Annotated in this window: 22 protein-coding genes; 11 read left to right on the plus strand and 11 right to left on the minus strand. The window is 69.9% G+C overall.

Going from position 1 to position 22,172, the window contains the following annotated elements:
- Complete coding sequence (locus tag PFX91_RS19925; RefSeq protein WP_502888341.1) at window positions 1–1,260, minus strand: PucR family transcriptional regulator; 1,260 nt, start codon at window positions 1,258–1,260, stop codon at window positions 1–3.
- A gap of 315 nt (window positions 1,261–1,575) precedes the next feature.
- On the opposite strand from PFX91_RS19925, the gene PFX91_RS19930 reads away from it, so the two are divergent.
- From PFX91_RS19930 to PFX91_RS19950, 5 genes are all read left to right on the plus strand, one after another.
- Window positions 1,576–2,553: an ACP S-malonyltransferase gene (locus tag PFX91_RS19930; protein ID WP_285734124.1), complete on the plus strand. Its 978-nt coding sequence runs from the start codon at window positions 1,576–1,578 to the stop codon at window positions 2,551–2,553.
- Between the two features lie 2 nt (window positions 2,554–2,555).
- A complete protein-coding gene (locus PFX91_RS19935; RefSeq protein WP_285734125.1) occupies window positions 2,556–3,512 on the plus strand; it encodes a beta-ketoacyl-ACP synthase III in 957 nt (318 codons plus the stop codon).
- 104 nt (window positions 3,513–3,616) lie between these two features.
- On the plus strand, window positions 3,617–3,856 hold the full coding sequence (locus PFX91_RS19940) for an acyl carrier protein (protein WP_285734127.1): 240 nt from the start codon (window positions 3,617–3,619) through the stop codon (window positions 3,854–3,856).
- A 128-nt stretch (window positions 3,857–3,984) separates the two neighbouring features.
- The gene (gene fabF, locus PFX91_RS19945) at window positions 3,985–5,223 is read left to right on the plus strand and encodes a beta-ketoacyl-ACP synthase II (RefSeq protein WP_285734129.1); all 1,239 of its coding nucleotides are present in this window, start codon (window positions 3,985–3,987) and stop codon (window positions 5,221–5,223) included.
- A gap of 210 nt (window positions 5,224–5,433) precedes the next feature.
- The gene (locus PFX91_RS19950) at window positions 5,434–6,606 is read left to right on the plus strand and encodes an EAL domain-containing protein (RefSeq protein WP_285734131.1); all 1,173 of its coding nucleotides are present in this window, start codon (window positions 5,434–5,436) and stop codon (window positions 6,604–6,606) included.
- 63 nt (window positions 6,607–6,669) lie between these two features.
- Here PFX91_RS19950 and PFX91_RS19955 read toward each other — a convergent pair whose 3' ends face one another.
- The gene (locus tag PFX91_RS19955) at window positions 6,670–7,560 is read right to left on the minus strand and encodes an SGNH/GDSL hydrolase family protein (RefSeq protein ID WP_285734235.1); all 891 of its coding nucleotides are present in this window, start codon (window positions 7,558–7,560) and stop codon (window positions 6,670–6,672) included.
- A gap of 739 nt (window positions 7,561–8,299) precedes the next feature.
- On the opposite strand from PFX91_RS19955, the gene PFX91_RS19960 reads away from it, so the two are divergent.
- Window positions 8,300–10,627, plus strand: a complete 2,328-nt coding sequence (locus PFX91_RS19960) for a hypothetical protein (RefSeq protein WP_285734133.1) — start codon at window positions 8,300–8,302, stop codon at window positions 10,625–10,627.
- Between the two features lie 99 nt (window positions 10,628–10,726).
- Here PFX91_RS19960 and PFX91_RS19965 read toward each other — a convergent pair whose 3' ends face one another.
- Genes PFX91_RS19965 through PFX91_RS20000 form a run of 8 tightly spaced genes read right to left on the minus strand, consistent with a single transcriptional unit; the run spans window position 10,727 to window position 17,358 of the window.
- Window positions 10,727–11,095, minus strand: coding sequence for a metal-sulfur cluster assembly factor (locus PFX91_RS19965; RefSeq protein WP_285734135.1), 369 nt, complete (start codon window positions 11,093–11,095; stop codon window positions 10,727–10,729).
- Window positions 11,095–11,571: a Fe-S cluster assembly sulfur transfer protein SufU gene (sufU, locus tag PFX91_RS19970; protein WP_285734137.1), complete on the minus strand. Its 477-nt coding sequence runs from the start codon at window positions 11,569–11,571 to the stop codon at window positions 11,095–11,097. The genes PFX91_RS19965 and sufU overlap by 1 nt, the downstream gene beginning before the upstream one ends.
- Window positions 11,572–11,584: 13 nt before the next feature.
- Entirely contained in the window at window positions 11,585–12,886 is a 1,302-nt protein-coding gene (locus PFX91_RS19975; RefSeq protein ID WP_285734139.1) for a cysteine desulfurase, read from the minus strand.
- A 3-nt stretch (window positions 12,887–12,889) separates the two neighbouring features.
- On the minus strand, window positions 12,890–13,651 hold the full coding sequence (gene sufC / locus PFX91_RS19980) for a Fe-S cluster assembly ATPase SufC (RefSeq protein WP_285734141.1): 762 nt from the start codon (window positions 13,649–13,651) through the stop codon (window positions 12,890–12,892).
- Window positions 13,652–13,659: 8 nt separating this feature from the next.
- The gene (locus tag PFX91_RS19985; RefSeq protein WP_285734142.1) at window positions 13,660–13,995 is read right to left on the minus strand and encodes a non-heme iron oxygenase ferredoxin subunit; all 336 of its coding nucleotides are present in this window, start codon (window positions 13,993–13,995) and stop codon (window positions 13,660–13,662) included.
- Entirely contained in the window at window positions 13,988–15,148 is a 1,161-nt protein-coding gene (gene sufD, locus PFX91_RS19990; protein ID WP_285734144.1) for a Fe-S cluster assembly protein SufD, read from the minus strand. Before sufD ends, PFX91_RS19985 begins: the two co-directional genes overlap by 8 nt.
- Before the next feature lies 1 nt (window position 15,149).
- Entirely contained in the window at window positions 15,150–16,562 is a 1,413-nt protein-coding gene (gene sufB / locus PFX91_RS19995) for a Fe-S cluster assembly protein SufB (RefSeq protein WP_285734146.1), read from the minus strand.
- Window positions 16,563–16,581: 19 nt separating this feature from the next.
- Window positions 16,582–17,358 (minus strand): helix-turn-helix transcriptional regulator, encoded by a 777-nt coding sequence (locus tag PFX91_RS20000; RefSeq protein WP_285734148.1) that lies wholly within the window; start codon window positions 17,356–17,358, stop codon window positions 16,582–16,584.
- Window positions 17,359–17,678: 320 nt separating this feature from the next.
- Here PFX91_RS20000 and PFX91_RS20005 point away from each other — a divergent pair, with 320 nt between their 5' ends.
- Window positions 17,679–18,623 carry an ABC transporter ATP-binding protein gene (locus PFX91_RS20005; protein WP_285734150.1) on the plus strand — a complete coding sequence of 315 codons (945 nt, stop codon included), beginning with the start codon at window positions 17,679–17,681 and terminating at the stop codon, window positions 18,621–18,623.
- A gap of 119 nt (window positions 18,624–18,742) precedes the next feature.
- Entirely contained in the window at window positions 18,743–19,567 is an 825-nt protein-coding gene (locus PFX91_RS20010; protein WP_285734152.1) for an ABC transporter permease, read from the plus strand.
- 29 nt (window positions 19,568–19,596) lie between these two features.
- Here the strand turns inward: PFX91_RS20010 and PFX91_RS20015 are convergent, their stop codons facing one another.
- Window positions 19,597–20,295, minus strand: coding sequence for an RICIN domain-containing protein (locus PFX91_RS20015; protein WP_285734154.1), 699 nt, complete (start codon window positions 20,293–20,295; stop codon window positions 19,597–19,599).
- A 126-nt stretch (window positions 20,296–20,421) separates the two neighbouring features.
- Between PFX91_RS20015 and PFX91_RS20020 the strand changes: the two genes are divergently transcribed.
- From PFX91_RS20020 to PFX91_RS20030, 3 genes are all read left to right on the plus strand, one after another.
- A complete protein-coding gene (locus PFX91_RS20020) occupies window positions 20,422–20,826 on the plus strand; it encodes a hypothetical protein (protein WP_285734156.1) in 405 nt (134 codons plus the stop codon).
- A gap of 6 nt (window positions 20,827–20,832) precedes the next feature.
- Entirely contained in the window at window positions 20,833–21,765 is a 933-nt protein-coding gene (locus PFX91_RS20025; protein WP_285734157.1) for an EamA family transporter, read from the plus strand.
- Between the two features lie 155 nt (window positions 21,766–21,920).
- The gene (locus PFX91_RS20030) at window positions 21,921–22,148 is read left to right on the plus strand and encodes a hypothetical protein (RefSeq protein WP_285734159.1); all 228 of its coding nucleotides are present in this window, start codon (window positions 21,921–21,923) and stop codon (window positions 22,146–22,148) included.
- The last annotated feature ends 24 nt before the right edge of the window (window positions 22,149–22,172 follow it).

The following is a 22,172-nucleotide window of genomic DNA, read 5'->3' on the forward strand; positions in this document are numbered from 1 at the left end:
TCAGCCCTCCCCCTCCTCTGAGAGCCGGCCGAGGGCGACCGCCACCCGCAGGACGAAGGATCCACGTCCGTCGGAGGGGACTCGACCGGTGAGCTCGGCGATCCTGCTGAGCCGGTAACGGACCGTGTTCGGGTGCACGAACAGCATCCTGGCGGTGGCCTCCAGGGACGAGGCGTGCTCCAGGTACACCGACAGCGTGTCCAACAGGGGCGACCCCGCGTGCAGCAGGGGGACGTACACCTCCTCCACCAACTGGCGACGGGCCTCGGCCTCGCCCTGGAGCGCGCGTTCGGGCAGCAGGTCGTCGGCGAGCACGGGGCGCGGGGCGTCCGGCCAGGCGGCGGCCACGCGCAGCCCGTTGACGGCGGCCCGCGCGGAGGCCCCCGCGGCGTTCAGGTCGGGGACGGCCGGGCCCACCACCACCGGCCCGGGTCCGAAGAGCCCGGCCAGGGGTTCGGCGGCCGCCGCGGGCAGTTCTTCGACCGGGTACCTGTCCCCCACGCCCACCACCACGACCACGCGCCTGCCCTGTGTGCCGGCCAGCACGTCGTGCCCGAGGCGGCGGGCCGCCGCGCGCAGGTCGTCCAGGACCTTGCCCCCGTCGTCCTCACCGATCTCACCGACCATCGCGATGACCGGGGTGTGCGACCACCCCAGAGCCGACCCCCACGTTCGGAGTCCGTCCTCGTGGTCGCCGTGCAGCAGGGCGTCGACGATCAGCGCCTCCAGGCGGGCGTCCCAGGCGCCTCGGGCCTCGGCCGCGCGCGCGTAGATCTTCGCGGAGCTGAAGGCCACCTCACGCGTGTAGCGCAGCACCGCCTCGCGCAACTGCTGGGCTCCGCCGGGCGCGGCCAACTCCTCCACCTGGCCTTCGACCACGTCGATGACCACACGGATCATGTCGACGGTCTGTTGGAGGGAGACCGAACGGGTGAGTTCGCGCGGCGCGGTGCCGAAGACCTCGACGGTGATGGCGGGACGCCCGCGCTCGGGGTTGCGGAACCAGTCGACGAAGGCGGCCACACCGGACTGGGCGACCAGTCCGATCCACGACCGGTCCTCGGCCGACATGCGGCGGAACCAGGCCAGGCGCTGTTCCATGCTCGCCACGGCGGCCGTGCCGAGTGCGCCCATGGACCGCTCCAGCCGCCGTACCGTCTCGGCCCGGACACGCTCCTCCTCCACGGTCGGGACGTTCCCTCCCTCCGGGGCCGCGGCGTGCCCTCCGTCCTCCTGTCGCGACGGGGTCCCGGTGCTCACCGTTCCTCCCCGCGGGGGCCGCCCCGGTGCTCGGACCGGGTGGAGGTCCAAAGGACCGCCGCCCCGCATGGCTCGTTCATGTCGTTCCCTCCTGGAATCGATTGGTCCCCCTCCTTCGGGGAAGGGGGGAAGTCACACCCCAGGTGGACCATCGGGTGCGCGCCCGGCGTACCGTCGAAGGGCGGTCCCTCATCGGTCTTCCGGCTCGTGGCGGCACCCGTGCACCGCTTTGTGGGGTCCCCACAAACGGTACCGAGTGAACTTCGTGTGCCTCCCCATCTGACTGGTGATCTCCTACAGGGCAAGGTTGATGTCGTGCTTGTTATCGTTGCTCCCGGCCAAGGTGCCCAGGTTCCCGGCTTCCTCTCCCCATGGATCGAACTGCCCGGCGTCGCCGAGCAGTTGGCGGCGTGGTCGGAGGTGACCGGGCTCGACCTGGTGCGCTACGGCACCACCGCGGACGCGGAGGAGATCCGCGATACCGCCGTCGCCCAGCCCCTGCTGGTCGGCGCCGGACTGGTCGCGGCCTCCGCCATGCTCGGCCCCCTGGCCTCCCCCTCCCCCGGGCTGCCCGCGGAGCGCTCCCTGGTGGACGCGGTCGCCGGCCACAGTGTCGGCGAGTTCACCGCCGCGGCGATCGCCGGGGTGCTGAGCCCCAAGGACGCGCTGGCGTTGGTCGCCGAGCGGGGGCGGGGTATGGCCGACGCCGCCGCGCGGACCGAGACCGGTATGACCGCTGTTCTGGGCGGCGACCGCGAACAGGTACTGAAAGCCATCGCCGAGGCCGGTCTGACCCCCGCCAACGACAACGGCTCGGGACAGATCGTGGCCGCCGGCACCAAGGAGCGGCTCGCCGCGTTCGCCGAGAACCCGCCCGAGCGGGCCCGCCTTCGCCCCCTGGCGGTCGCGGGCGCCTTCCACACCGAGCACATGGCCCCGGCCGTGGAACGGGTACGCAGGACCGCGACCACCCTGTCCCCTTCCGACCCGACCGTGCCCCTGCTCTCCAACGCCGACGGAGCGGTGGTCGACGGTGGTGCGGAGTACCTGGAGCGGCTCGTCTCCCAGATCTCCTCCCCGGTGCGCTGGGACGCCTGTACACAGACCCTGGCCGACCTCGGGGTGACCGCCCTGATCGAACTCACGCCCGCGGGTACCCTCACCGGCCTGGCCAAGCGCGCGCTGCGCGGCGTGGAGCTCCTCGCGGTGAAGACCCCCGACGACCTCGACCGCGCCACGGCCCTCATCAAGGAACACGCCGGTTCCCCCGCGGCCGACGATCAGGAAGGCTAAGCATGTTCAGCTCCCCGAGTTCTCCCGGAGGCGCGGCGATCGTCGCCTTCGGCGAGTACCAGCCCTCCCAGGTCGTCACCAACGCCGATCTGGAGAAGCGCGTCGAGACGACCGACGAGTGGATCCGCAGCCGCGTCGGGATCAAGGAACGACGCATCGCCGGCCCTGAGGACACGGTGGCCGGCATGGCCGTCGCCGCCGGCGGCAAGGCACTGGCCGCGAGCGGGCTGTCCCCCCAGGACATCGACCTCGTGATCGTGGCCACCTGCACACCACAGGACCAGATCCCCAACACGGCCGCCACGGTCGCCGCCCGGTTGGGCGTCCCCGCCCCGGGCGCCTTCGACCTCAACGCCGCCTGCGCGGGCTTCTGCTACGCGCTGGGCGTGGCCTCGGACATGGTCCGCGCCGGCAGTTCGCGCAACGCGCTGGTCATCGGCTCGGAGAAGCTCAGCGACTGGGTGGACTGGGACGACCGCGGCACCTGTGTGATCTTCGCCGACGGGGCGGGGGCCGCGATCGTCTCGGCCTCCGAGGAGCAGGGCGTGGGTCCCGTGGTGTGGGGCTCCTCCGGCGACCGTGCCGACAAGATCTACCTGCGCGATCACCGCTACCTGTACCAGGAGGGCCAGGCCGTCTTCCGCTGGACCACCACCGAGCTGTACAAGGTGGCCCTGGAGGCCCTGGAGCGGGCCGGGGTGCAACCCTCCGAGCTGACCGCGTTCGTCCCCCACCAGGCCAACCTGCGGATCGTGGAGTCCATCGCCAAGAAGCTGGGAGCGCCACAAGCACTCGTGGCCCGCGATATCGTCACCGCTGGCAACACCTCCTCCGCGTCCATCCCGCTCGCACTCTCTCGCATGATCGGACGCGGGGAACTGCCGTCGGGAAGCACCGTGCTCACTCTGGGCTTCGGCGCGGGGCTGGTCTACGCGGCTCAGGTGATCCGCATCCCCTGAGCACCACCCGACTCCGCGGCGGCACCGCGGGACCGGGGCCTCACACCCATGGTCCATGCGGCGGTCCCGCACCAACACGAATCACCAAGCAAGGAGAACACGACATGGCTCACAGCGAGCAGGAGATCCTGGCCGGCCTCGGCGAGATCATCGAGGAGATCGTCGGCACCGAGCCCTCCGAGGTCACCCCGGAGAAGAGCTTCGTGGACGACCTCGACATCGACTCGCTGTCCATGGTGGAGATCGCCATCGCCGCCCAGGACAAGTTCGGTGTGGAGATCCCGGACGACCAGCTCAAGGACCTCAAGACGGTCCAGGACGTCATCACCTTCATCCAGAAGTAGCGCGTTCGGGGCGCCGGGACCGTACCGTGTCCCGGCGCCGAGCCCCGTCGCCACGAAGGCCCGTTCACCACTGCCACAGCCTCCCGGCCCCGCGGCCGGGCACGACCCACGAGAAGGGCGATCGGATCATGTCCAAGACCGATGTCGTCGTCACCGGCCTCGGCGCCACCACCCCTCTGGGGGGTGACGTCGCGACCACATGGTCCGCGCTCCTCGACGGACGATCTGGCATCACCACGCTGCCGCAGGAGTGGCACGAGTCGCTTCCGGTGCACTTCGCCGGGCAGATCGCGCAGGAGCCCTCCGAGAAGCTGCCCCGTCCGCGTCTGCGCCGCCTTGACCGTACCCAGCAGTTCGCGCTGATCGCCGCGCAGGAGGCCTGGACCGACGCCGGCTCTCCCGACGTCGACCCGGTGCGTCTGGGAGTGGTGGTCTCCAGCGGCATCGGCGGCATCCTCACCATCCTGGAGCAGTACGACACCTTCCGGGAGAAGGGCTGGAAGCGGGTCTCCCCCTTCACCGTGCCCATGCTCATGCCCAACAGCCCGGCGGCGGCGATCAGCCTGGAGTACACCGCCAGAGCCGGCTCCCACGTACCGGTGAGCGCCTGCGCCTCCAGCGCCGAGGCCATCGCCAACGGGGTGGACATGATCCGTTCCGGTCGCGCGGACGTGGTGATCGCGGGCGGTACCGAGGCGGCGATCCACCCGCTCAACATCGCCTCGTTCGCCTCCATGCGCGCCCTGTCCACGCGTAACGACGATCCCCAGCGTGCCTCCCGCCCCTGGGACGCCGACCGCGACGGCTTCGTCATGGGCGAGGGGGCCGGCATCCTCGTCCTGGAGTCGGCCGAGCACGCCGCCAGGCGCGGTGCCCGGGTCTACGCCCACGCCGCGGGCGTGGGTTACACCAACGACGCCTACGACATCGTCCAGCCCGAGCCGGAGGGCACCGGGCAGGCCCGCGCCATCACCATCGCCATGGCCGACGCCGACCTCGCGCCCGAGGAGATCGTGCACGTCAACGCGCACGCCACCTCCACTCCCGCCGGGGACGTGGGGGAGACCCGCGCGATCCGCGCGGCGCTGGGCGACGCCGCCGCCGATCGGGTGGCGGTGACCTCGACCAAGTCGATGACCGGTCATCTGCTGGGCGGCGCGGGCGCGGTGGAGTCCATCGCCACCGTTCTGGCCCTGCACGAGGGGCGCATCCCACCGACCATCAACATCGAGAAGCTCGACCCGGAGGTGGCCGTGGACATCGTTCGCGACAAGCCCCGGGACATGCCGGCCGGCGACGTGGCCGCGCTCAACGAATCCTTCGGGTTCGGTGGCCACAACATCGCACTGGTCTTCCGTCGCGCCTGAGACGGGACCGAACCGACCACGACGACGCCCGCCGGATGTTCCGGCGGGCGTCGTCGTGCGCGTGCGCGACGTCACGGTGGTCCTCTCACCCCGTCGCGGTCCGAACACCGTCGAACGAGAGCCGTGGACCCGCCGAACAGGGGCTGAAGAGGGGTGGAACTCCTGTGAAAGACGCTTCCGGTGGGGCCGGTCAGCGGCCAACATGGGGTCGTGTCCGCCCTTGGTTCCCCGCACACTCCCCCGGCCTGGCGCGACGGGCCCGGTCCCACCTCCCGTCCCACCGGGGGCTCTTCCTGTCACCGCCCGATCGTGGACCTGAACTCGGGGTCCGTGGTGGCCGTCGAGGTGATCGCCGCCCCGCCTCCTCGCGGGCCCGGTACCTCCGTGGAGGCGGCCGTCCAGGAGGGGTCGGCGACGGTCGAGTGGCTCGTGGCCCTGGTGCGGGAGGCGGCCCTGGCCGAGAGCCTGTTGCCTCTGGTCCTGCCGCTGCCCGCGAGGGCGTTGATGTGGGAGGGGTTGGCGTCACTGGCGGAGACCCGTCTACGGCGTGAGGGCCGCCGCCCTCGCGACGTCGTCTTCATGCTCGGCCCCGAACTGTCCGAGCTGGCCGCCCCCATGGTGGTCGCGGGGACCTCCCGCCTGCGCTCGGCCGGGTTCCGCTGTGGCTTCGGCACCGCGATGGTGCGTCCGGATCTGGTGGTGAGGGCCGCGCCCTTCCTGATGCGCATCGACGAGGAGGTCGTCTCGGGGATCGCGCGGGACCAGCGACACGCCACGGTGGTGGAGGGGCTGAGCAGGATCGGGAGGGGCAGCGGCGTGTACGCGCTGGCCGCCGGTGTGGGCTCGGTCGAGGACGTGGTGCGCCTGCGCCGCTGCGGCGTACGTGTGGGAACGGGCCCGTTCTTCGCCGACCGCACCTGGTCACCTGGAGGGCGCGTGACCCCGGTGCCGGAACCGACCGCCGGTCAGGGCGGGGACGACGACGCGGGACCAAGGGTCACCGAGTTCATGGTGCCGCCCGTGGGACTGGACTCCGACGCCACCTCCGAGCAGGTGCTGGAGTCCTTCACCGGAAATCCGGTGCTGAACAGCGTCGTCCTCATCGACCGCCGGGAGCGGCCGGTGGGGGCCCTGGACCGGACCAGGTTCCTGCTGTCGGTGACGGGTCGCTACGGGCACGCCCTGCACGCCAAGCGTCCGGCGTCACGGCTGGCCGAGCCGCCGCGCACGGTACCGGCCTGGATGTCGGCGCTCGCGGCGCTACGGGTGGCCGGACAGGACACCGAACGGGTCTACGACGATCTGATCGTCACCAACGCCTACGGTCAGTGCCTGGGCGTGGTGCACGTCGGCGATCTCATCCGGTCACTGTCACGCGGTTGAGGACGGGGTACGTCGTCTCGCACCGCGGTGTGAGACGACGCGCCCGCGAACGGCCCGGACGGGTCAGTCCACGGGGTCGGGGCCCTTGGTGCCCGAAGGGCTGTTGACCGGTGTCTTCTCTTCGGGGGTGTAGGGGTCGTAGACCGCTTCGTGGGTCCCGCTCCCGTTGAGGGACCTGGCGATCTCCGCGCGGGTGGCCTCGTCGTGCAGGTAGTCCAAACGTGGGCGTTTGGGCAGGCGACCGTCGCCGGAGGAACGTCCCATCGCGCGGCGCCGCAACCACGGCACCAGGTACTGGCGGGCCCAGCGCCGGTTCTCCCTGCGACGCAGGATGCGTGGCAGTTGTCGGGGCGGAGTGCTCCAAGGGGAGGCCCAGGACTCCGGCGGCCCCATGGGAAAGCCGAGGAGGTCGGCGATACGCGCGGCGACGATCTGGTGGCCCGCTCCGTTGAGGTGCAGGCGGTCCTCGCTCCAGGCCCGGGGGTCGGTGAGGGCGTTGAGCGCCCACAGATCGACGATCTCGGTGCCGGTGCGCTCGGCCACGGCGCGCATGTGCATGCTGAACACGGCGATCCGGCCCCGGTAGTAACGAAGGACCGGGATCCAGCCGGTGTCGTGGCCCGAGAGGATCACCACGCGGATCCCGGCGTCGCGCAATCGACGGATGCCCCACTCGAAATGCTCGGCCAGCAGGTCGAGGTCGTTACCCGGACGCAGGACGTCGTTGCCTCCGGCCATGACGGTGACCAGGTCGGGTTTCCACTCGAGCGTCTGGTCGAGCTGCTCGCCGAAGATGTGACGCATACGCCGCCCGCGCACTCCCAGGTTGGCGTAGCGGAAGTCGGGTGTGATGGTGCCCAGATGCTCGGCGAGGCGGTCGGCGAACCCCCGGTACTCGCCACCCGGGCCGCTGTCGTCTTCCATCCCCTCGGTGATGCTGTCACCGATCGCCACGTAGGACCGGATGGGGTCCGGTCTGTTCAGGCGGGCGGCCGCTGGGGGATTCGTCTCAAGGTCTGTCACGTCAACCAATCATCCGGCTCGACCGTTCCGCGCATGAGCCAGCGCCGAGAGAGCGCGGGAACGGATCCTGGCGAGGGGCGCGTGGGGGCGCCTGCCCGTGTCCGAACACCGTCGACCCCTGTCGGCCACGGGGCGCGGCCTTGTGGCCGAAGGTCGTTCGGGCGATGACAGTGCCCGTCCAGCATACCCGCGGTCGATGACGGGAAGCCTGGGTCGGAGCACGTCGGGAACCGCGGCGGCATGACCGTCGCACCTGTGCCCGGCGCCCAGGTGTCCACGCGGGAGGACGTGGGAGCACCCCTGCATGGCGAACGTGCGGCCGACGCGTTATGAGCCGAAGATCCACTATGAGGTAGATCACATATTCATGCAGGTCAAGGGTAGGGAACCACATCCCCATGGCCCTCACCCACCGTGGTTGTAAGGTGAACGGCTCAGGGCGGGCCTACCTGGGGGTACCCATGCGACGCGCGGACACGTACGATCTCGGGGAAGTGCTCACGGCACCCCTGTCCCTCGGCCCGCCGTGCCCACCCACGGTGCACCGGACCGGTCCACGGTCCGGCCCCCGCCCGGGTGAGGGGCGCGTACTGTGGTGCATCGAACCGAAGGCCCGTGCGGTTCCTCCCCAATTCACGTGCAGACACCAGGAGGTCGAGGTCCCCAGCGGATGAACGCCGTCTCTCCGATCTGCCTCGTCGACCTCGCGCCCGCGCTGCGATGGTCGAGATCGCCGGATGTGGCACCCCTGCTCCACCATGACCGCCTGATCGATGGCTGGTGGCACTCGCTCCCGATCGCTCGTGTGCTGGACATAGCGGGCCCGCCCTGGCTCGCCCATGTCATCGCCCGTCTGGCTCTGGAACAGTGGGCGCACGTCCCCCTGGACGAGTTCCTGCCGACCCTGCGCACCCAGGACGTGGACTGCTCCGACCTGTCCGAGCCCGTCCGCGGCGCGATCGTCTCCACCGCCGGGAGCTGGGAGCGCCTCGTCTCCACCAGCCCCCAGGAGATCAGTGAGTGGCGACTGTCCGGTTGCGGCGCCATGGACGTGGTGAGCACGGTGGCCTGGCGTGCGCTACAGCCCTGCTGTGAACTGCCCTCCGGCCCCACACCGTCCCCCGCGTTGATGATGGAGGCCGTACGCACCATCGCCCATTGGATGCCCGACTCGGCCCCCGAGCACGTGCGCGACGCACTGGAGTACCTCAGCTCGGCCACGGGCGCGGGGAGCGGGGCGGACCTCGGCGAGGACGAGGGAGCGGAAGGGAGTCCTCCGCAGACTCCGGCGACCCGCGCGATCCGCACCCTGCGGGCGCTGCGTGCCCAGCGCGCCGAGGAGCAGGAGTCGGAGGCCGCCGTCGGCGAGCAGAGCGCGGCCCCCACCGCCGTGGTCAGCTCCGCCGCGATGATCCCCACCTCGGCGCTGAGCGCCGAGGTGGTCAACGGCGACGGGCTTCAGGACGGCGGCGCAGGCGACCTCCGCTCGCAGTTCCGCAGTTCTCTGCTGGGCCCGGGGCGGACCCTGCGCCGTCCCAGCTTCGGCCCGCCCAAGGGGATGCGCGCCGACCAGGCAGAGGAGCCGCCCCCCGCGCCCGTTCTGGGCCGGCATCCCTTGGTGGATCTGGTGGAGGAGATGTTCCGTTCCTGGCCCGAACTGGAGCGCACGGTCGCGGCCGAGCGTCTGTTCGCCACCGATCCCATCAGCATCCGCGTCCTGTCGGAGCAGATCGCGGTGGACGTCACCGAGATCCGCGCCGCCCAACGCAAGGTGGAGGAGCGCCTTCTGCGCTGGCTCAACGCACCCGAGGGCGCGGCGATCACCAAGCACCTGCGCGAGCTGTCCGAACAGTTGGGGGCGGCGACCACCATCGACCGGCTGATCAACTCCCACCCCGACCATCCGGTGGAGGTGCCGACCCTGCACACGCCCCTGTGGCGGGTGATCATCACCCTGTTCACCGACCGACGTCTGTACAACGGCTGGTTGATCGCCGACGACCCCAACCGTCTGCGCTGGCAGACCCGGGAGCTTCTGGGCGACGCGCCCAGCATGACCGAGGCCGCCATCCGCCTGGGCCGGATCGGTATCCGTCAACAGGAGCTGCGCGCCTGGCTGCTGAGCACCCCCGGGGTGAGCCTGAGGGACGGACACGTGTTCGTGGACTCGTCGGTGCCCATGGAGATGCCCACGGGCCACGCCGGTCACACCGCCTCGGAGGAGTCGGGGGCCACCACCGAGAACGGGCTGCCGATACGGCGGCGCCCGGAGTCCTCCGTCTCCGACTCCGCGACCGATCAGCGGCAGGAACCCGCATCGGCACCGGACGCCGCCTTCGGCACCTCCGCCCTGGACCCGCGACGCGTCGTCCCGCCCTCCCCCCAGGGCGGGCGGCCCTACGGTGCCCCGCCCGGGGCGCCGACACCGCCCGCGGCCCCACAGGTCCGCCCCGACGCGAGCGATCCGGCCTTGGCGGCCCGCTGTTTCCGTGCCCCGGACGGGCGCTGGTGGCACCGCATCGACATCACCGCCGACCATCTCAACGGGGCCCCCGTGGCGGTCCCGACCGGATACGCCACCCACCTGGGTCTACAGCCCGGCCGCCTGCTGTGCCTGACCGCGCCCGGAGCCGACCTGCTGGTGCTGGTGTGGCGTGACCAGCCCGCCTTCGACTCCCTACGCCCCCTGCTGCGCCGTCAGGCGGCCCAGCCCGGCGACCGCATCTTCATCACCGTGGCGGGTGACCGCCTGGACGCGCGCAAGCTGCCCGCCACCGACCTGAGCAACCACTCCCCCGCGGCACGAGCCCTGCACCTGAGCGGATACACCGCGCCGGCCTCCACCGAGGAGGCCCTGCGGATCCTCTCCCGACGTATCACCGACAACGACGACGAGTCCCTCGCCGTCGAGCCGCGGTCCCTGGTCGACCGGCTGGCCCTGCGCGGGGACAACGACATCGCGGCGGAGTTGCGGGCGGGGTTGTTCGCCGCCCACTGAACGGACGGCCTCGATCCGACGGTGGGAAGGACGTACCGCCGACGAGTGCGGGCCGGGACCCGAACAGGTCCCGGCCCGCGTCACGGGGACATCCGTGTGTCAGACGTTGAAACCCAGCATGCGCAGCTGGTCACGCCCGTCCTCGGTGATCTTGTCCGGACCCCACGGCGGCATCCAGACCCAGTTGATCTTGACGTCGCGTTCGAACTCGTCCAGGGCGCTGGTGGCCTGGTCCTCGATGACGTCGGTCAGGGGGCACGCCGCACTGGTCAGGGTCATGTCCAGTGTGATGGTCGTGTCATCGGTGTTCACCCCGTAGAGCAGACCCAGGTCGACGATGTTCACACCCAGCTCGGGGTCGATCACGTCCTTGAGGGCCTCGCTGATCTCCTCGGCCAGCGCCTCCTCCTCCGGAGAGAGGGAGGCGTTCGGGGTCGCCTCGGTCTTTGTCGTCTCGTTCTCACTCATCAGACGGCTTCTTTCTCCAGGGACTGTGACACGGCGTCCTTCCAGGCCATCCACCCCAACAGGGCGCACTTGATCCGCGCGGGGTACTTGGACACGCCGACGAACGCCACCGCGTCCTCCAACACGTCCTCGTCGGGCTCGCCCCGGCCTCTGGAGTGCATCAACTCCGTGAAGGCCTCCAGAGTGGTCATACCCTCCGCGACGGTCCGGCCGATGAGCAGGTCGGTCAGCACCGAGGTGCTGGCCTGACTGATCGAGCAGCCCATCCCCTCGTAGGAGACGTCACTGACCACGGCCTTCTCGTCGAGCCCGGCGGCGCCCTCGGCCGGGGTCAACGCCACCCGGAGCGTCACCTCATCCCCGCAGGTGGGGTTGATGTGGTGCGCCTCGGCGTTGTGCGGATCCCGCAGGCCCTTGTGGTGCGGATTCCGGTAGTGGTCCAGGATGATCTCCTGGTACATCGCGTCCAACTGCATGGTCGTCCTTGTTCTAGGGCCGGGTCCCGAAGAACTTCTGCGCGGCTTCGACGGCTTCGACGAGCGCCTCCACATCCTCCGGCGTGTTGTAGAGGTAGAAGGAGGCTCGCGTGGTCGCGACGATACCCAGCCTGCGGTGCAACGGCCAGGCGCAGTGGTGGCCCACCCGGACCTCCACCCCCCTGTCGTCGAGTACCTGCCCCAGGTCGTGCGGGTGGATGTCCTCCACCACGAAGGACACCGCGCCGCCGCGGTCCACCGCCTCGGTGGGTCCGACGATCCGGACGCCCTCCACCTCGCCCAGGCGCCGGAGCGCGTACTCGGTGAGCGCGTGCTCGTGCTCGGCCACCGCGTCCATGCCCACCTTGGCAAGGTAGTCGCAGGCCGCGGCCAGGCCGACGGCCTGGGGGGCCATCGGCACACCGGCCTCGAAGCGTTGGGGCGGGTCGGCCCACGTGGAGTACTCCATGTGGACCACTCCGATCATGGAGCCGCCGGTGATGAACGGCGGAATGGCCTCCAGCAGTTCCCTGCGTCCCCACAGCACGCCGATCCCGTTGGGACCGAGCATCTTGTGGCCGGAGAAGACCAGGAAGTCCACACCCAGGTCGACGACGTCGACCGGCATGTGCGGAACCGACTGGCAGGCGTCCAGGAACGTCAGGGCGCCGACCTCCCGGGCCCGGTCGACCAGGGGCCTCACCGGGTTGACGGTCCCGAGCACGTTGGACTGGTGGGTGAAGGCCACCACCTTGGTGCGCTCGTTGACCAGTTCTCCGATGTCGGAGAGGTCCAGACGGCCCTCCTCGGTCACCGGGAACCAGCGGAGCGTCGCGCCGGTGCGCTGACACAGCTGCTGCCAGGGCACCAGGTTGGCGTGGTGCTCCATCTCGGTCACTACGACCTCGTCGCCGGGGCCGACCTGGAAACGACGCAGCTGTTCGTCGGCGGTCGCGGCGTTGCTCAACGCGTAGGACACCAGGTTGACGCCCTCGGTGGCGTTCTTGGTGAACACCACCTCACCGACGTCGGCCCCGATGAATCCGGCGATGGTCTCCCGTGCCGCCTCGTAGGCGTCGGTCGCCTCCTCCGCGAGCTGGTGCGCGCCTCGGTGCACCGCCGCGTTGTGGCGTTCGTAGAACTCACGTTCGGCGTCGAGCACCTGACGGGGTTTTTGCGAGGTGGCCCCGGAATCGAGGTACACCAGCGGCCGTCCATCGCGGACGGTCCGGGAGAGGATCGGAAAATCCTCCCGGATCGCCGCGACGTCAAGCAGGCCCGTCCCGGCCCGACCGAACTCGCGGACTGTGGTCATGTGTTACGCGCCCACCTTCACGAAGCGCTCGTAGCCCTCGGACTCCAGCACCTCGGCCAGCTCGGGGCCGCCGGACTCGGCGATGCGACCGTCGGCGAAGACGTGCACGAAGTCGGGCTTGACGTAGTTGAGGATACGGGTGTAGTGCGTGATGAGCATGACGCCCAGGCCGCCGTCGCTCTGGGCACGGTTGATGCCGTCGGACACGACCTTGAGCGCGTCGACGTCCAGACCGGAGTCGGTCTCGTCCAGGATGGCGACCTTGGGCTTGAGCATCTCCAGCTGGAGGATCTCGTGGCGCTTCTTCTCACCGCCGGAGAAACCCTCGTTGACGCCGCGGGCGGCGAAGGAGGGGTCGATGGCCAGGCCCTTCATCGCGCCTTGCAGCTCCTTGGAGAACTGGCGGAGCTTGGGGGCCTCGCCGCGCACCGCGGTGACCGAGCTGCGCAGGAAGTTGGACATGGACACACCCGGAACCTCGACCGGGTACTGCATGGCCAGGAACACGCCGGCGCGGGCGCGCTCGTCCACCTCCAGGTCCAGGATGTTCTCGCCGTCGAGGAGGACCTCGCCCTCGGTGATCTCGTAGCGAGGGTGCCCGGCGACCGCGTAGGCGAGGGTGGACTTGCCCGAGCCGTTGGGGCCCATGATGGCGTGGGTCTCACCGGAGTTGATGGTCAGGTCGACACCCTTGAGGATCTCCTGCCGCTCGTCCTCGCTGATGAGGACGTCGGCACGCAGACCGCGGATTTCGAACTTCGTCATTTCAGGCCTCAGGAATTCTTCTCGTCCAGCGACACGAGTACGTCGTCGCCGTCAATCTTCACGTCGTAGGTGGGGACCGGCTGGGTCGCGGGCGGGTTGAGCGGCGCCCCCGAACGCAGGTCGAAGCAGGAGCCGTGCAGCCAACACTCGATGGTGCCGTCCTCGACCTCGCCCTCCGAGAGGCGGACCTCCGCGTGCGAGCACACGTCCCGCAGCGCGTAGACCTCTCCCTCGGTGCGGACAAGGGCGATGGGCGTCTCGTCGTCCGTCTCGATCCCCAGGACGCCCTCCTCGGGGATCTCGCCGAGTTCGGCGACCTTGACCCAGCGATCCGTCTCACTCATGTGCGGCAAGCTTTCGCTCGACCTTCTCCATGACGTGCTCACGCAGTTCCGGGCTGTCGATCCTGTTGATGATGTCCAGGAAGTAGCCGCGGATGATCAGGCGCCGCGCCTCTTCGGCGGGGATCCCGCGCGAGCGCAGGTAGAAGAGGTGGATGTCGTCCAAACGTCCACTGGCGCTGGCGTGTCCGGCCCCTTGGACCTCACCGGTGAAGATCTCCAGGTTCGGCACGGAGTCGACCCGGGTCCCGTCGGTGAGCTGGAGGTTGCGGTTGTTCTCGTAGGAGTCGGTGCCCTCGGTGCCCTCACCGATGATCACGTCGCCGATCCAGACCGTGTGGGCGCCCTCGCCGCTCAACGCACCCTTGTAGTCCACCCGTGAGCGGGTGTTGGACAGGTTGTGGTTGATCAGCGAGCGGTGCTCGTGGTGCTGACCGTCACCGGCGAAGTAGAGCCCGTACAGCTCGGCGTTGCCGCCGCGGCCCGTGTAGGACACCCGCGGCGACAGCCGTACCAGGTCTCCGCCCAGGGTGATGACGATCGACTTGAAGTCGGCGTCCTTGGCGACCAGCGCGTTGTGCTGGCTGACCTCGACGGCGTCGTCGTCCCACTCCTGGAGGCTGACCAGGGTCAGCCTGGCGCCCTCGCCGACGTGGACGTCGAGACTGCCCGAACGCACACCGGTGCCGGTGTTGCTGATGATGACGGTGGCCTCGGCCATCGGCTGGACGTCGATCACCAGTTGCTCGAAGGCGGTGCCTCCCAGTGCCTTGCGGTCGATCCTGATCGCCTTGTCGGCGACCAGGGAGCGCGGCACGGTGACGACGGTGGCCCGCTCGAAGGAGCTGTAGGCCTGGGCGATCACCCGGTCCGCGGGCAGGCCCGCGGTACCCAGACGCTCGTCGTCCCGGCCGACCTGCTCCACGGTGACGCCCTCGGGCGCGTCGACGGTGACCTCGTCGGTGCCGTCGACGCTCCCGCTCCAGTCGTGCAGGCCCTTGAGGCGGCGCATCGGAGTGAAACGCCACTCCTCCTCACGCCCGTGGGGCACGGGGAAGTCGTTCACGTCGTGGGAGCCGTGCGTGTCGAGCTTGGAGACGGGGATCTGCCCCGGCCCGTGGCTGTGCGCCTTGGGCTCCGTGTTCGTGGTCGTCAACTCAACCCACCGATCCTTCCATCTGGAGCTCGATCAGCCGGTTCAGCTCCAGCGCGTACTCCATCGGGAGCTCCCGTGCGATGGGCTCCACGAATCCTCGGACGACCATGGCCATGGCCTCTTCCTCGGGCATGCCCCTGCTCATCAGGTAGAAGAGCTGGTCCTCGCTGACCTTGGAGACGGTGGCCTCGTGCGCGAGCTCGACGTCGTCCTCGCGCAGGTCGTTGTAGGGATAGGTGTCGGACCGGCTGATCGTGTCGATCAGCAGGGCGTCGCACTCGACCGAGGACTTGGCGTTGTGGGCCCCCTCCTGGACCTGGATCAGGCCGCGGTAGGAGGAGCGTCCGCCCCCGCGCGCCACCGACTTGGAGACGACGCTGGAGGAGGTGTTGGGTGCGCAGTGCACCATCTTGGACCCGGTGTCCTGGTGCTGGCCCTCGCCCGCGAAGGCGATGGACAGGGTCTCGCCCTTGGCGTGCTCGCCCATCAGGTACACGGCCGGGTACTTCATGGTGACCTGGGAGCCGATGTTGCCGTCGACCCACTCCATGGTGGCGCCCTCTTCGGCGACGGCGCGCTTGGTGACCAGGTTGTAGACGTTGTTCGACCAGTTCTGGATGGTCGTGTAACGGCAGCGGGCGTTCTTCTTGACGATGATCTCCACCACGGCCGAGTGCAGCGAGTCCGTCTTGTAGATCGGCGCGGTGCAGCCCTCGACGTAGTGGACGTAGGCGCCCTCGTCGACGACGATCAGCGTCCGCTCGAACTGGCCCATGTTCTCGGTGTTGATCCGGAAGTAGGCCTGGAGCGGGATCTCCACGTGCACGTTCTTGGGCACGTAGACGAACGAGCCGCCACTCCACACGGCGGTGTTGAGCGCGGCGAACTTGTTGTCGCCGGGCGGGATCACCGAGCCGAAGTACTCCTCGAAGATCTCGGGGTGCTCCCTGAGGGCGGTGTCGGTGTCCAGGAAGATGACGCCCTGCTCCTCCAGGTCCTCACGGATCTGGTGGTAGACGACCTCGGACTCGTACTGCGCGGCGACACCGGCGACCAGACGCTGCTTCTCCGCCTCGGGGATGCCCAGCCTGTCGTAGGTGTTCTTGATGTCCTCGGGCAGGTCCTCCCAGGAGGTGGCCTGCTTCTCCGTGGACCGCACGAAGTACTTGATGTTGTCGAAGTCGATCCTGGACAGGTCCGCACCCCAGTCGGGCAGCGGCTTCTTGTCGAACAGCCGCAGGGACTTGAGACGGAGCTTGGTCATCCACTCCGGCTCGTCCTTCTTGGCGGAGATGTCGCGGACGACCTCTTCGTTCAGACCGCGGCGTGCCGAGGCGCCGGCACTGTCGGGGTCGGCCCAGCCGTACTCATAGTTCCCGAGCCCTTCAAGCTCAGGATGCGCGATAGACGTCATGCGCGGACTCCTCCTGGACTCAGACGTCCTTGTGTTGAACCGGGCCCTCCGCCGCCTGGCGGATGGCCTTGGACGCGGGGATGCCTTCCTCCCCGCTCGCCCCGTCCCCCCGTGGGGTGACGTGCGTGGTGCACACACCGTCGCCGTGGGCGATGGTCGCCAGCCTGCGCACCGGGGTCTCCAGCAGACGCGCGAAGGCCTCGATCTCGGCCTCACAGAGTTGCGGGAACTCCGCGGCCACGTGCGCGACGGGGCAGTGGTGCTGGCACAGTTGGTCGCCGCCTCCGGGTGCGGGCGCCCGGCCCGCGGTGGCGGCGTAGCCGTCGTTGGAGAGCGCCTCCGCCAGCAGCCGGACACGCTGGTCCGGCTCGACCGCGTCCAGCATGGGCTTGTAGCGGCGCTCCAGGTCGGCGACCTGACTGCGGGCGAACTCGCTCACCGCCTCGGGTCCGGCCGTCTCGGCCAGGAAACGAAGAGCGTTGGTGGCGAGGTCGTCGTAGGCGTGGACGAAGGCGTCACGCCCGGCGTTGGTGATGGTGAAGACGCGCGCGGGCCGTCCCCTGCGACGGCGTCCGCCGTGGGGTCGGGCGTCGCGGGCCTCGATCATGCCCTCACCGGTCAGGTTGTCCAAGTGGCGGCGGATGGCCGCCGGGGTCAGGCCGAGCCTCTCCCCTAGAGCGGAGGCGGTGATCGGGCCCTCCTCGAGGATGAGCCGCGCGACCCGAGCCCGGGTACCGGTCTCGGCCCCGCGTTCAGGTCCGGTCATGGGACGGGGCACACCGGATGCCTTGGACACAGGTTCCCCTCCCTCCTCGGACACCGCTCCTGTCTTTTGACAACATCAGTGTGGCGTAAATAAGTCCACCTAGGCAAACTCGCCTCCATGCCCTTCGTCACGCAGGGCAGGCTTGCCTAAGATCACACGCAGGATCACACGCGCCTTCCGATCCTCTCCCGGCACGGCCGAGAGACCGGGCCGCACACGCCCCGCGACCGCGTGTCGAGATCACCGTGTCAGGACGCGGACCTCCCTCGGCGGGCGGGTACGAAGTCCGCCGTTCCGTCGCTTCCGGGGCGGTGAGCCCTCCGACGAGACCGGCCGTAGACTCAGGAGCCATGGACACAGCCGCCGTCGAGGTCGTCGATCTGGTCAAGCGCTACGGCGCCACTACCGCGGTCAGCGGCCTCACCTTCAGCGCGCGCCGGGGCGCGGTGACCGCGCTGCTCGGGCCCAACGGCGCCGGCAAGACCACCACCATCGAGATCTGCGAGGGTTTCCGCCGTGCCGACGGCGGACGGGTACGGGTGCTGGGCCTGGACCCGGTCGCCGACGCGAGTGCCCTCAAACCCCGTGTCGGGGTGATGCCCCAGTCCGGCGGAGTGCCCACGGGCGCACGCGCGGCCGAGTGGCTTCGGCTGATGGCCTCCTTCCACGCCCGGCCCATCGCTCCCGACCTGCTGTTGGAACGACTCGGTCTGACCTCTGTGGCCGACACGCCCTTCCGCCGCCTGTCCGGGGGGCAACAACAACGCCTGTCCTTGGCCTGTGCCGTGGTGGGGCGCCCCGAACTGGTCTTCCTGGACGAGCCGACGGCGGGCCTGGACCCGCAGGCTCGCATGGCCACCTGGGATCTGGTGACGGCCCTGCGCGGGGCCGGCGTGGCGGTGATCCTGACCACGCACTACATGGAGGAGGCCGAGCGCCTGGCCGATCGCGTGATCGTCATCGATCACGGCTCGGTGGTGGCCGAGGGCACTCCGGCCGAGCTGACGGGGGGACGTCGCGAGGTGTGCTTCTCCACCGACTCCCCCGTGGACACCGCGCGGTTGGAGTCCGCGTTGCCCGCGGGCAGCCGGGTGGTCTCACGAAGCGTCGCGGGCGACCACCGTGAGTACACGCTGACCACCGAGGACCCCGGCGCCCTGGGTCCGGAGTTCCTGGCCACGGTCACCGCCTGGTGCGCCTCGGCCGGAGTCCTGGCCGAGGACCTTCGCGTGCGACGACGTACCCTCGAAGACGTCTTCCTCGAACTCACCGGCCGGGAACTGCGCGAACGGTGAGGCGTCCCCGCCCACGGAAGAGCCCGAGCCCGCCGTGACGGGCGGACGGCCACAGCACGTAGAAGGAGGCAGGAGCCCTCTCCCCGCCCGAAGGCCGGGGCGTCCGCTCCGAGAATCCGATGACCGAGCACACCTTCGGCGCGTCCACGGGCGCCGCCTCCGAGAACGGCGACACCTCGCTGTTCGCCCCGGCTCCCGGGGCCGCACCGATGTGGCGCATGGTCGCCGCCCAGACCGGCATGGAACTGCGGGTGATGCTGCGTCACGGGGAGCAGTTCCTGCTGACCATGGTGATCCCGGTGCTGCTGCTGGTGGGCTTCAGCCTCGTCTCGGTACTGGACGTGGGCGAGGGCGCTCGGGTGGACGCGCTCACCCCCGGCGTGCTGGCGCTGGCGGTGATGTCCACGTCGTTCACCGGTCTGGCCATCGGCACCGGTTTCGAGCGCCGCTACGGAGTGCTCAAGCGCCTTGGGGCGACGCCGTTGTCCCGGTTCGGCCTGTTGGCCGCCAAGACCCTGGCGGTGCTGGGCGTGCAGGCGATCCAGGCGACCCTGCTGTGCGCGGTCGCGCTGGCCCTGGGCTGGTCCCCCTCGCTGACGCCCCTCGGCGTGTCGGCGGCGATCACGCTGGTGCTGCTGGCGACCGCCGCGTTCAGTTCGTTGGCCCTGTTGATGGCCGGCACGCTGCGCGCCGAGGCGACCCTGGCCGGGGCCAACCTTGTGTACGTGCTGATGTTGGGTCTGGGCGGGGTGCTGTTCCCCACCAGCAGCTTCCCCGGTCCGCTGGAACAGGCCGTCTCGGTGCTGCCGATCACGGCTCTCAGCTCGGGGCTGCGCGCGGTCCTGACCGACGGCACCCTTCCCGGCCTGGGCGCGTTCGCGGTACTGGCCGTGTGGACCCTCGTCGGCGGCCTTCTGGCCAGTCGCTTCTTCCGCTGGGACTGAACGGTCTCCGGCTTCGACCTCCACCCGGTTCAGCCGAGGGGCACCAGCCTCCACCGCTGGTGTGCCTGCCCCTCGTCCGGCGCCTGGGCGACGAGGGTGCCGTTGTCCGGTGCGCCGCCCTGTCCCTCCAGTGCCTGGCCGGTGGCCCGATTGACCAGTCGGATCAGGCCGGGGCCGGCCTCGATCACCGTCCAGTGCTGGTTGGGCGCGCCCGTGCGGGTGAGCATCGCCGCGCCGGGCCCGGCCTCGGGATCCTCGGGGATCTCCAGGAGTTTGCCGCTGCCCACGCCCTCGACCTCGTAGAAACCCCCGTCCAGGGGGACGAACCGCCACTGTTGGTTGTCCTGGTCGTGTCGGTCCCACAGATGTACGTGGGCGCCGTTGGCCGTGGAGCCCCCCGCCACGTCGATGACGCGGTCGCCGTGCGTGTTCTGTAGAACGTAGACGAGTTCGGGGTCCAGGCCCGCCGGATGGGTCTCCTCCTGTTCCTCGGACTCTTCGGACTCCTCGGCCTCCTCGACCGGCTCGGGGCCACCGGAGGGCTGGACGAGGATCCCCGAGACCACCAGGTCCGCCCCTTCGGGCCGTGCGTCGCCGTCGTTGGTGAGCAGACCGGCGGCGTAGCCGCCGACGGCCACGGCCAACAGCAGCGCCAGGGCTCCTGCGACGATCGGCCAGTGGGGAACGTACCGTTCGTGGGCACTGGCGGCACGGCGGCGTCGGGACATGCGAGGGACTCCAGCGGGCTACGGGTGGGGGACGTGGGGACCCACGACCCCGAACCATTTCACACCACCTGGACCGTTTCGTGCATATTCGCTGGGAAACGTGAGCGAAGGGATAGGGTCCCGCCTATGGAAGCGATCGGAGTGCCCTGGTTCATCGCGATCCGCCAGCTGGGGCCACCACTGCTCCTGCTCGCGGTGGGCGGCGCCCTGGTGGTGTGGCGGCGACCGGCGCGCCCCGGTCTGGTGTGGGCCGCCTTGGCGACGCAGCTGGTCGCGGCGGGGTTGCCCTATCTGTGGATCACATCGCAGATCCTCACCGACCAGGCGGAGAAGACGGTCTACGGGTTGGTCATGACCCTGCTGCAACCGCTGGTGGCGATGGTGGCCTGGGCACTGCTGCTGGTCGCGGCCCTGGCCCCGCCTCCGGCCTCCGTCGGGGGTCCTCGACGTGTCCGCGGCGACCGAGGAGCGCGAGGGGCCACCGAGGAGGGGGCGGGGGAGACGGAGAGGACGCCCGAAAACATAGGATGATTTTCCATGAGCGTCTCGGAGCACGACAGGTCGCCGCGGTCCTCGCTCCGCGCGTTGGAGGCGGTGCCACCGGTCTGGCTGGTGCTCGTGGGAATCGTCTCGGTACAGACCGGCGCCGGCGTGGCCAAGGGGCTGTTCGAGTCCCTTCCCCCCGCGGCCGTCGTGTGGTTGAGACTGCTGACCTCGGCGGTGCTCCTGGCCCTCGTGGCGCGCCCGGTGCTGCGCGCCCGCTCACGCTCCGACTGGCTGGTGGTGCTCGGCTACGGCGTCGCGTTGGCACTGATGAACTTCTTCATCTACCAGGCTTTCGCGCGGATCCCCCTGGGCATCGCCGTCACCATCGAGTACCTGGGTCCCCTGGCCATCGCGATCCTGGGCTCGCGTCGCCGGATCGACCTGTTGTGGGCCGCCCTGGCCGGCCTGGGCGTGGTCGCCCTGGGGCTGGAATCGGGCTCGATGGATCCCCTGGGCATCGTCTTCGCCGTGCTCGCCGCGGCGGCGTGGGCGGGCTACATCCTGCTCAGCGCGGCGACGGGTCGTCGGTTCAGCGGCTCTTCGGGACTGGCGATCGCCAGCGTGGTCGGCGTGGTGATCATGGCCCCCATGGGCGTCATCGAGGGCGGAACGGCCCTGCTGGACTGGCGTCTACTGCTGTTCGGCCTGGTGGTGGGGGTGCTGTCCTCGGTGGTGCCCTACACCCTGGAACTGAACGCGCTGCGTCGGATGCCGCCCCGGGTGTTCGGTGTGCTGATGAGCCTGCAACCCGCAGCGGCGGCCCTGGTGGGGCTGGTACTGCTGGGTGAACTGCTCACCCCGTGGCAGTGGCTGGCGGTCGTGTGCGTGATCACGGCCAGCGCGGGCTCCACGCGCACCTCGGCGCACGACGCCGACGGGCGGGAGACCGGCGGGAGGGCGGACGTTGAAGGCCGAGGCCGTTGAGGCCGCATCGGCAAGGCCCCACGGGACCGGGAGGCGGCCCTCCTGAAGCTCCGATGAGAACCAATCGACTACTTAGTGTTTTTGAGTACTCACAAATGGTTATCTGTCCTGGTGGGTCGGCCAAACGGCCCGACCCCGCATTCGGAAGGGGAACCATGCGCACCACCGCCAAGATCACGATGACCGCTCTCTTCACCGCCGGGCTGCTCGGTATGGGCTTCGGCTCCGCCAACGCCGGAGAGTGGAGGGGATACGACAAGGACAACTCGGTCGACCAGGCGTGCGTGTACGCGCAGGACGTGGACGGCACCGGTCTGCTCGGTCTCGGACTCGGTCTGCAGTTGAACCTGCTGAACAACTGCATCAACTTCAACGACGACTAGGACGAGGGCCGACCGTCGTCGGTG

This window comes from Nocardiopsis sp. ATB16-24 (assembly GCF_030271535.1).
In the GTDB taxonomy this organism is placed as follows: domain Bacteria; phylum Actinomycetota; class Actinomycetes; order Streptosporangiales; family Streptosporangiaceae; genus Nocardiopsis.

Bases quoted from the DNA above. Each gene is read 5' to 3' on its own strand.
- PFX91_RS19935 (WP_285734125.1), top strand. From the start codon at position 2,556: ATGTTCAGCTCCCCGAGTTCTCCCGGAGGCGCGGCGATCGTCGCCTTC.
- PFX91_RS19940 (WP_285734127.1), top strand. From the start codon at position 3,617: ATGGCTCACAGCGAGCAGGAGATCCTGGCCGGCCTCGGCGAGATCATC.
- fabF (WP_285734129.1), top strand. From the start codon at position 3,985: ATGTCCAAGACCGATGTCGTCGTCACCGGCCTCGGCGCCACCACCCCT.
- PFX91_RS19960 (WP_285734133.1), top strand. From the start codon at position 8,300: ATGAACGCCGTCTCTCCGATCTGCCTCGTCGACCTCGCGCCCGCGCTG.
- PFX91_RS19965 (WP_285734135.1), bottom strand. From the start codon at position 11,095: ATGAGTGAGAACGAGACGACAAAGACCGAGGCGACCCCGAACGCCTCC.
- sufU (WP_285734137.1), bottom strand. From the start codon at position 11,571: ATGCAGTTGGACGCGATGTACCAGGAGATCATCCTGGACCACTACCGG.
- PFX91_RS19975 (WP_285734139.1), bottom strand. From the start codon at position 12,886: ATGACCACAGTCCGCGAGTTCGGTCGGGCCGGGACGGGCCTGCTTGAC.
- sufC (WP_285734141.1), bottom strand. From the start codon at position 13,651: ATGACGAAGTTCGAAATCCGCGGTCTGCGTGCCGACGTCCTCATCAGC.
- PFX91_RS19985 (WP_285734142.1), bottom strand. From the start codon at position 13,995: ATGAGTGAGACGGATCGCTGGGTCAAGGTCGCCGAACTCGGCGAGATC.
- sufB (WP_285734146.1), bottom strand. From the start codon at position 16,562: ATGACGTCTATCGCGCATCCTGAGCTTGAAGGGCTCGGGAACTATGAG.
- PFX91_RS20005 (WP_285734150.1), top strand. From the start codon at position 17,679: ATGGACACAGCCGCCGTCGAGGTCGTCGATCTGGTCAAGCGCTACGGC.
- PFX91_RS20010 (WP_285734152.1), top strand. From the start codon at position 18,743: ATGACCGAGCACACCTTCGGCGCGTCCACGGGCGCCGCCTCCGAGAAC.
- PFX91_RS20015 (WP_285734154.1), bottom strand. From the start codon at position 20,295: ATGTCCCGACGCCGCCGTGCCGCCAGTGCCCACGAACGGTACGTTCCC.
- PFX91_RS20020 (WP_285734156.1), top strand. From the start codon at position 20,422: ATGGAAGCGATCGGAGTGCCCTGGTTCATCGCGATCCGCCAGCTGGGG.
- PFX91_RS20025 (WP_285734157.1), top strand. From the start codon at position 20,833: ATGAGCGTCTCGGAGCACGACAGGTCGCCGCGGTCCTCGCTCCGCGCG.
- PFX91_RS20030 (WP_285734159.1), top strand. From the start codon at position 21,921: ATGCGCACCACCGCCAAGATCACGATGACCGCTCTCTTCACCGCCGGG.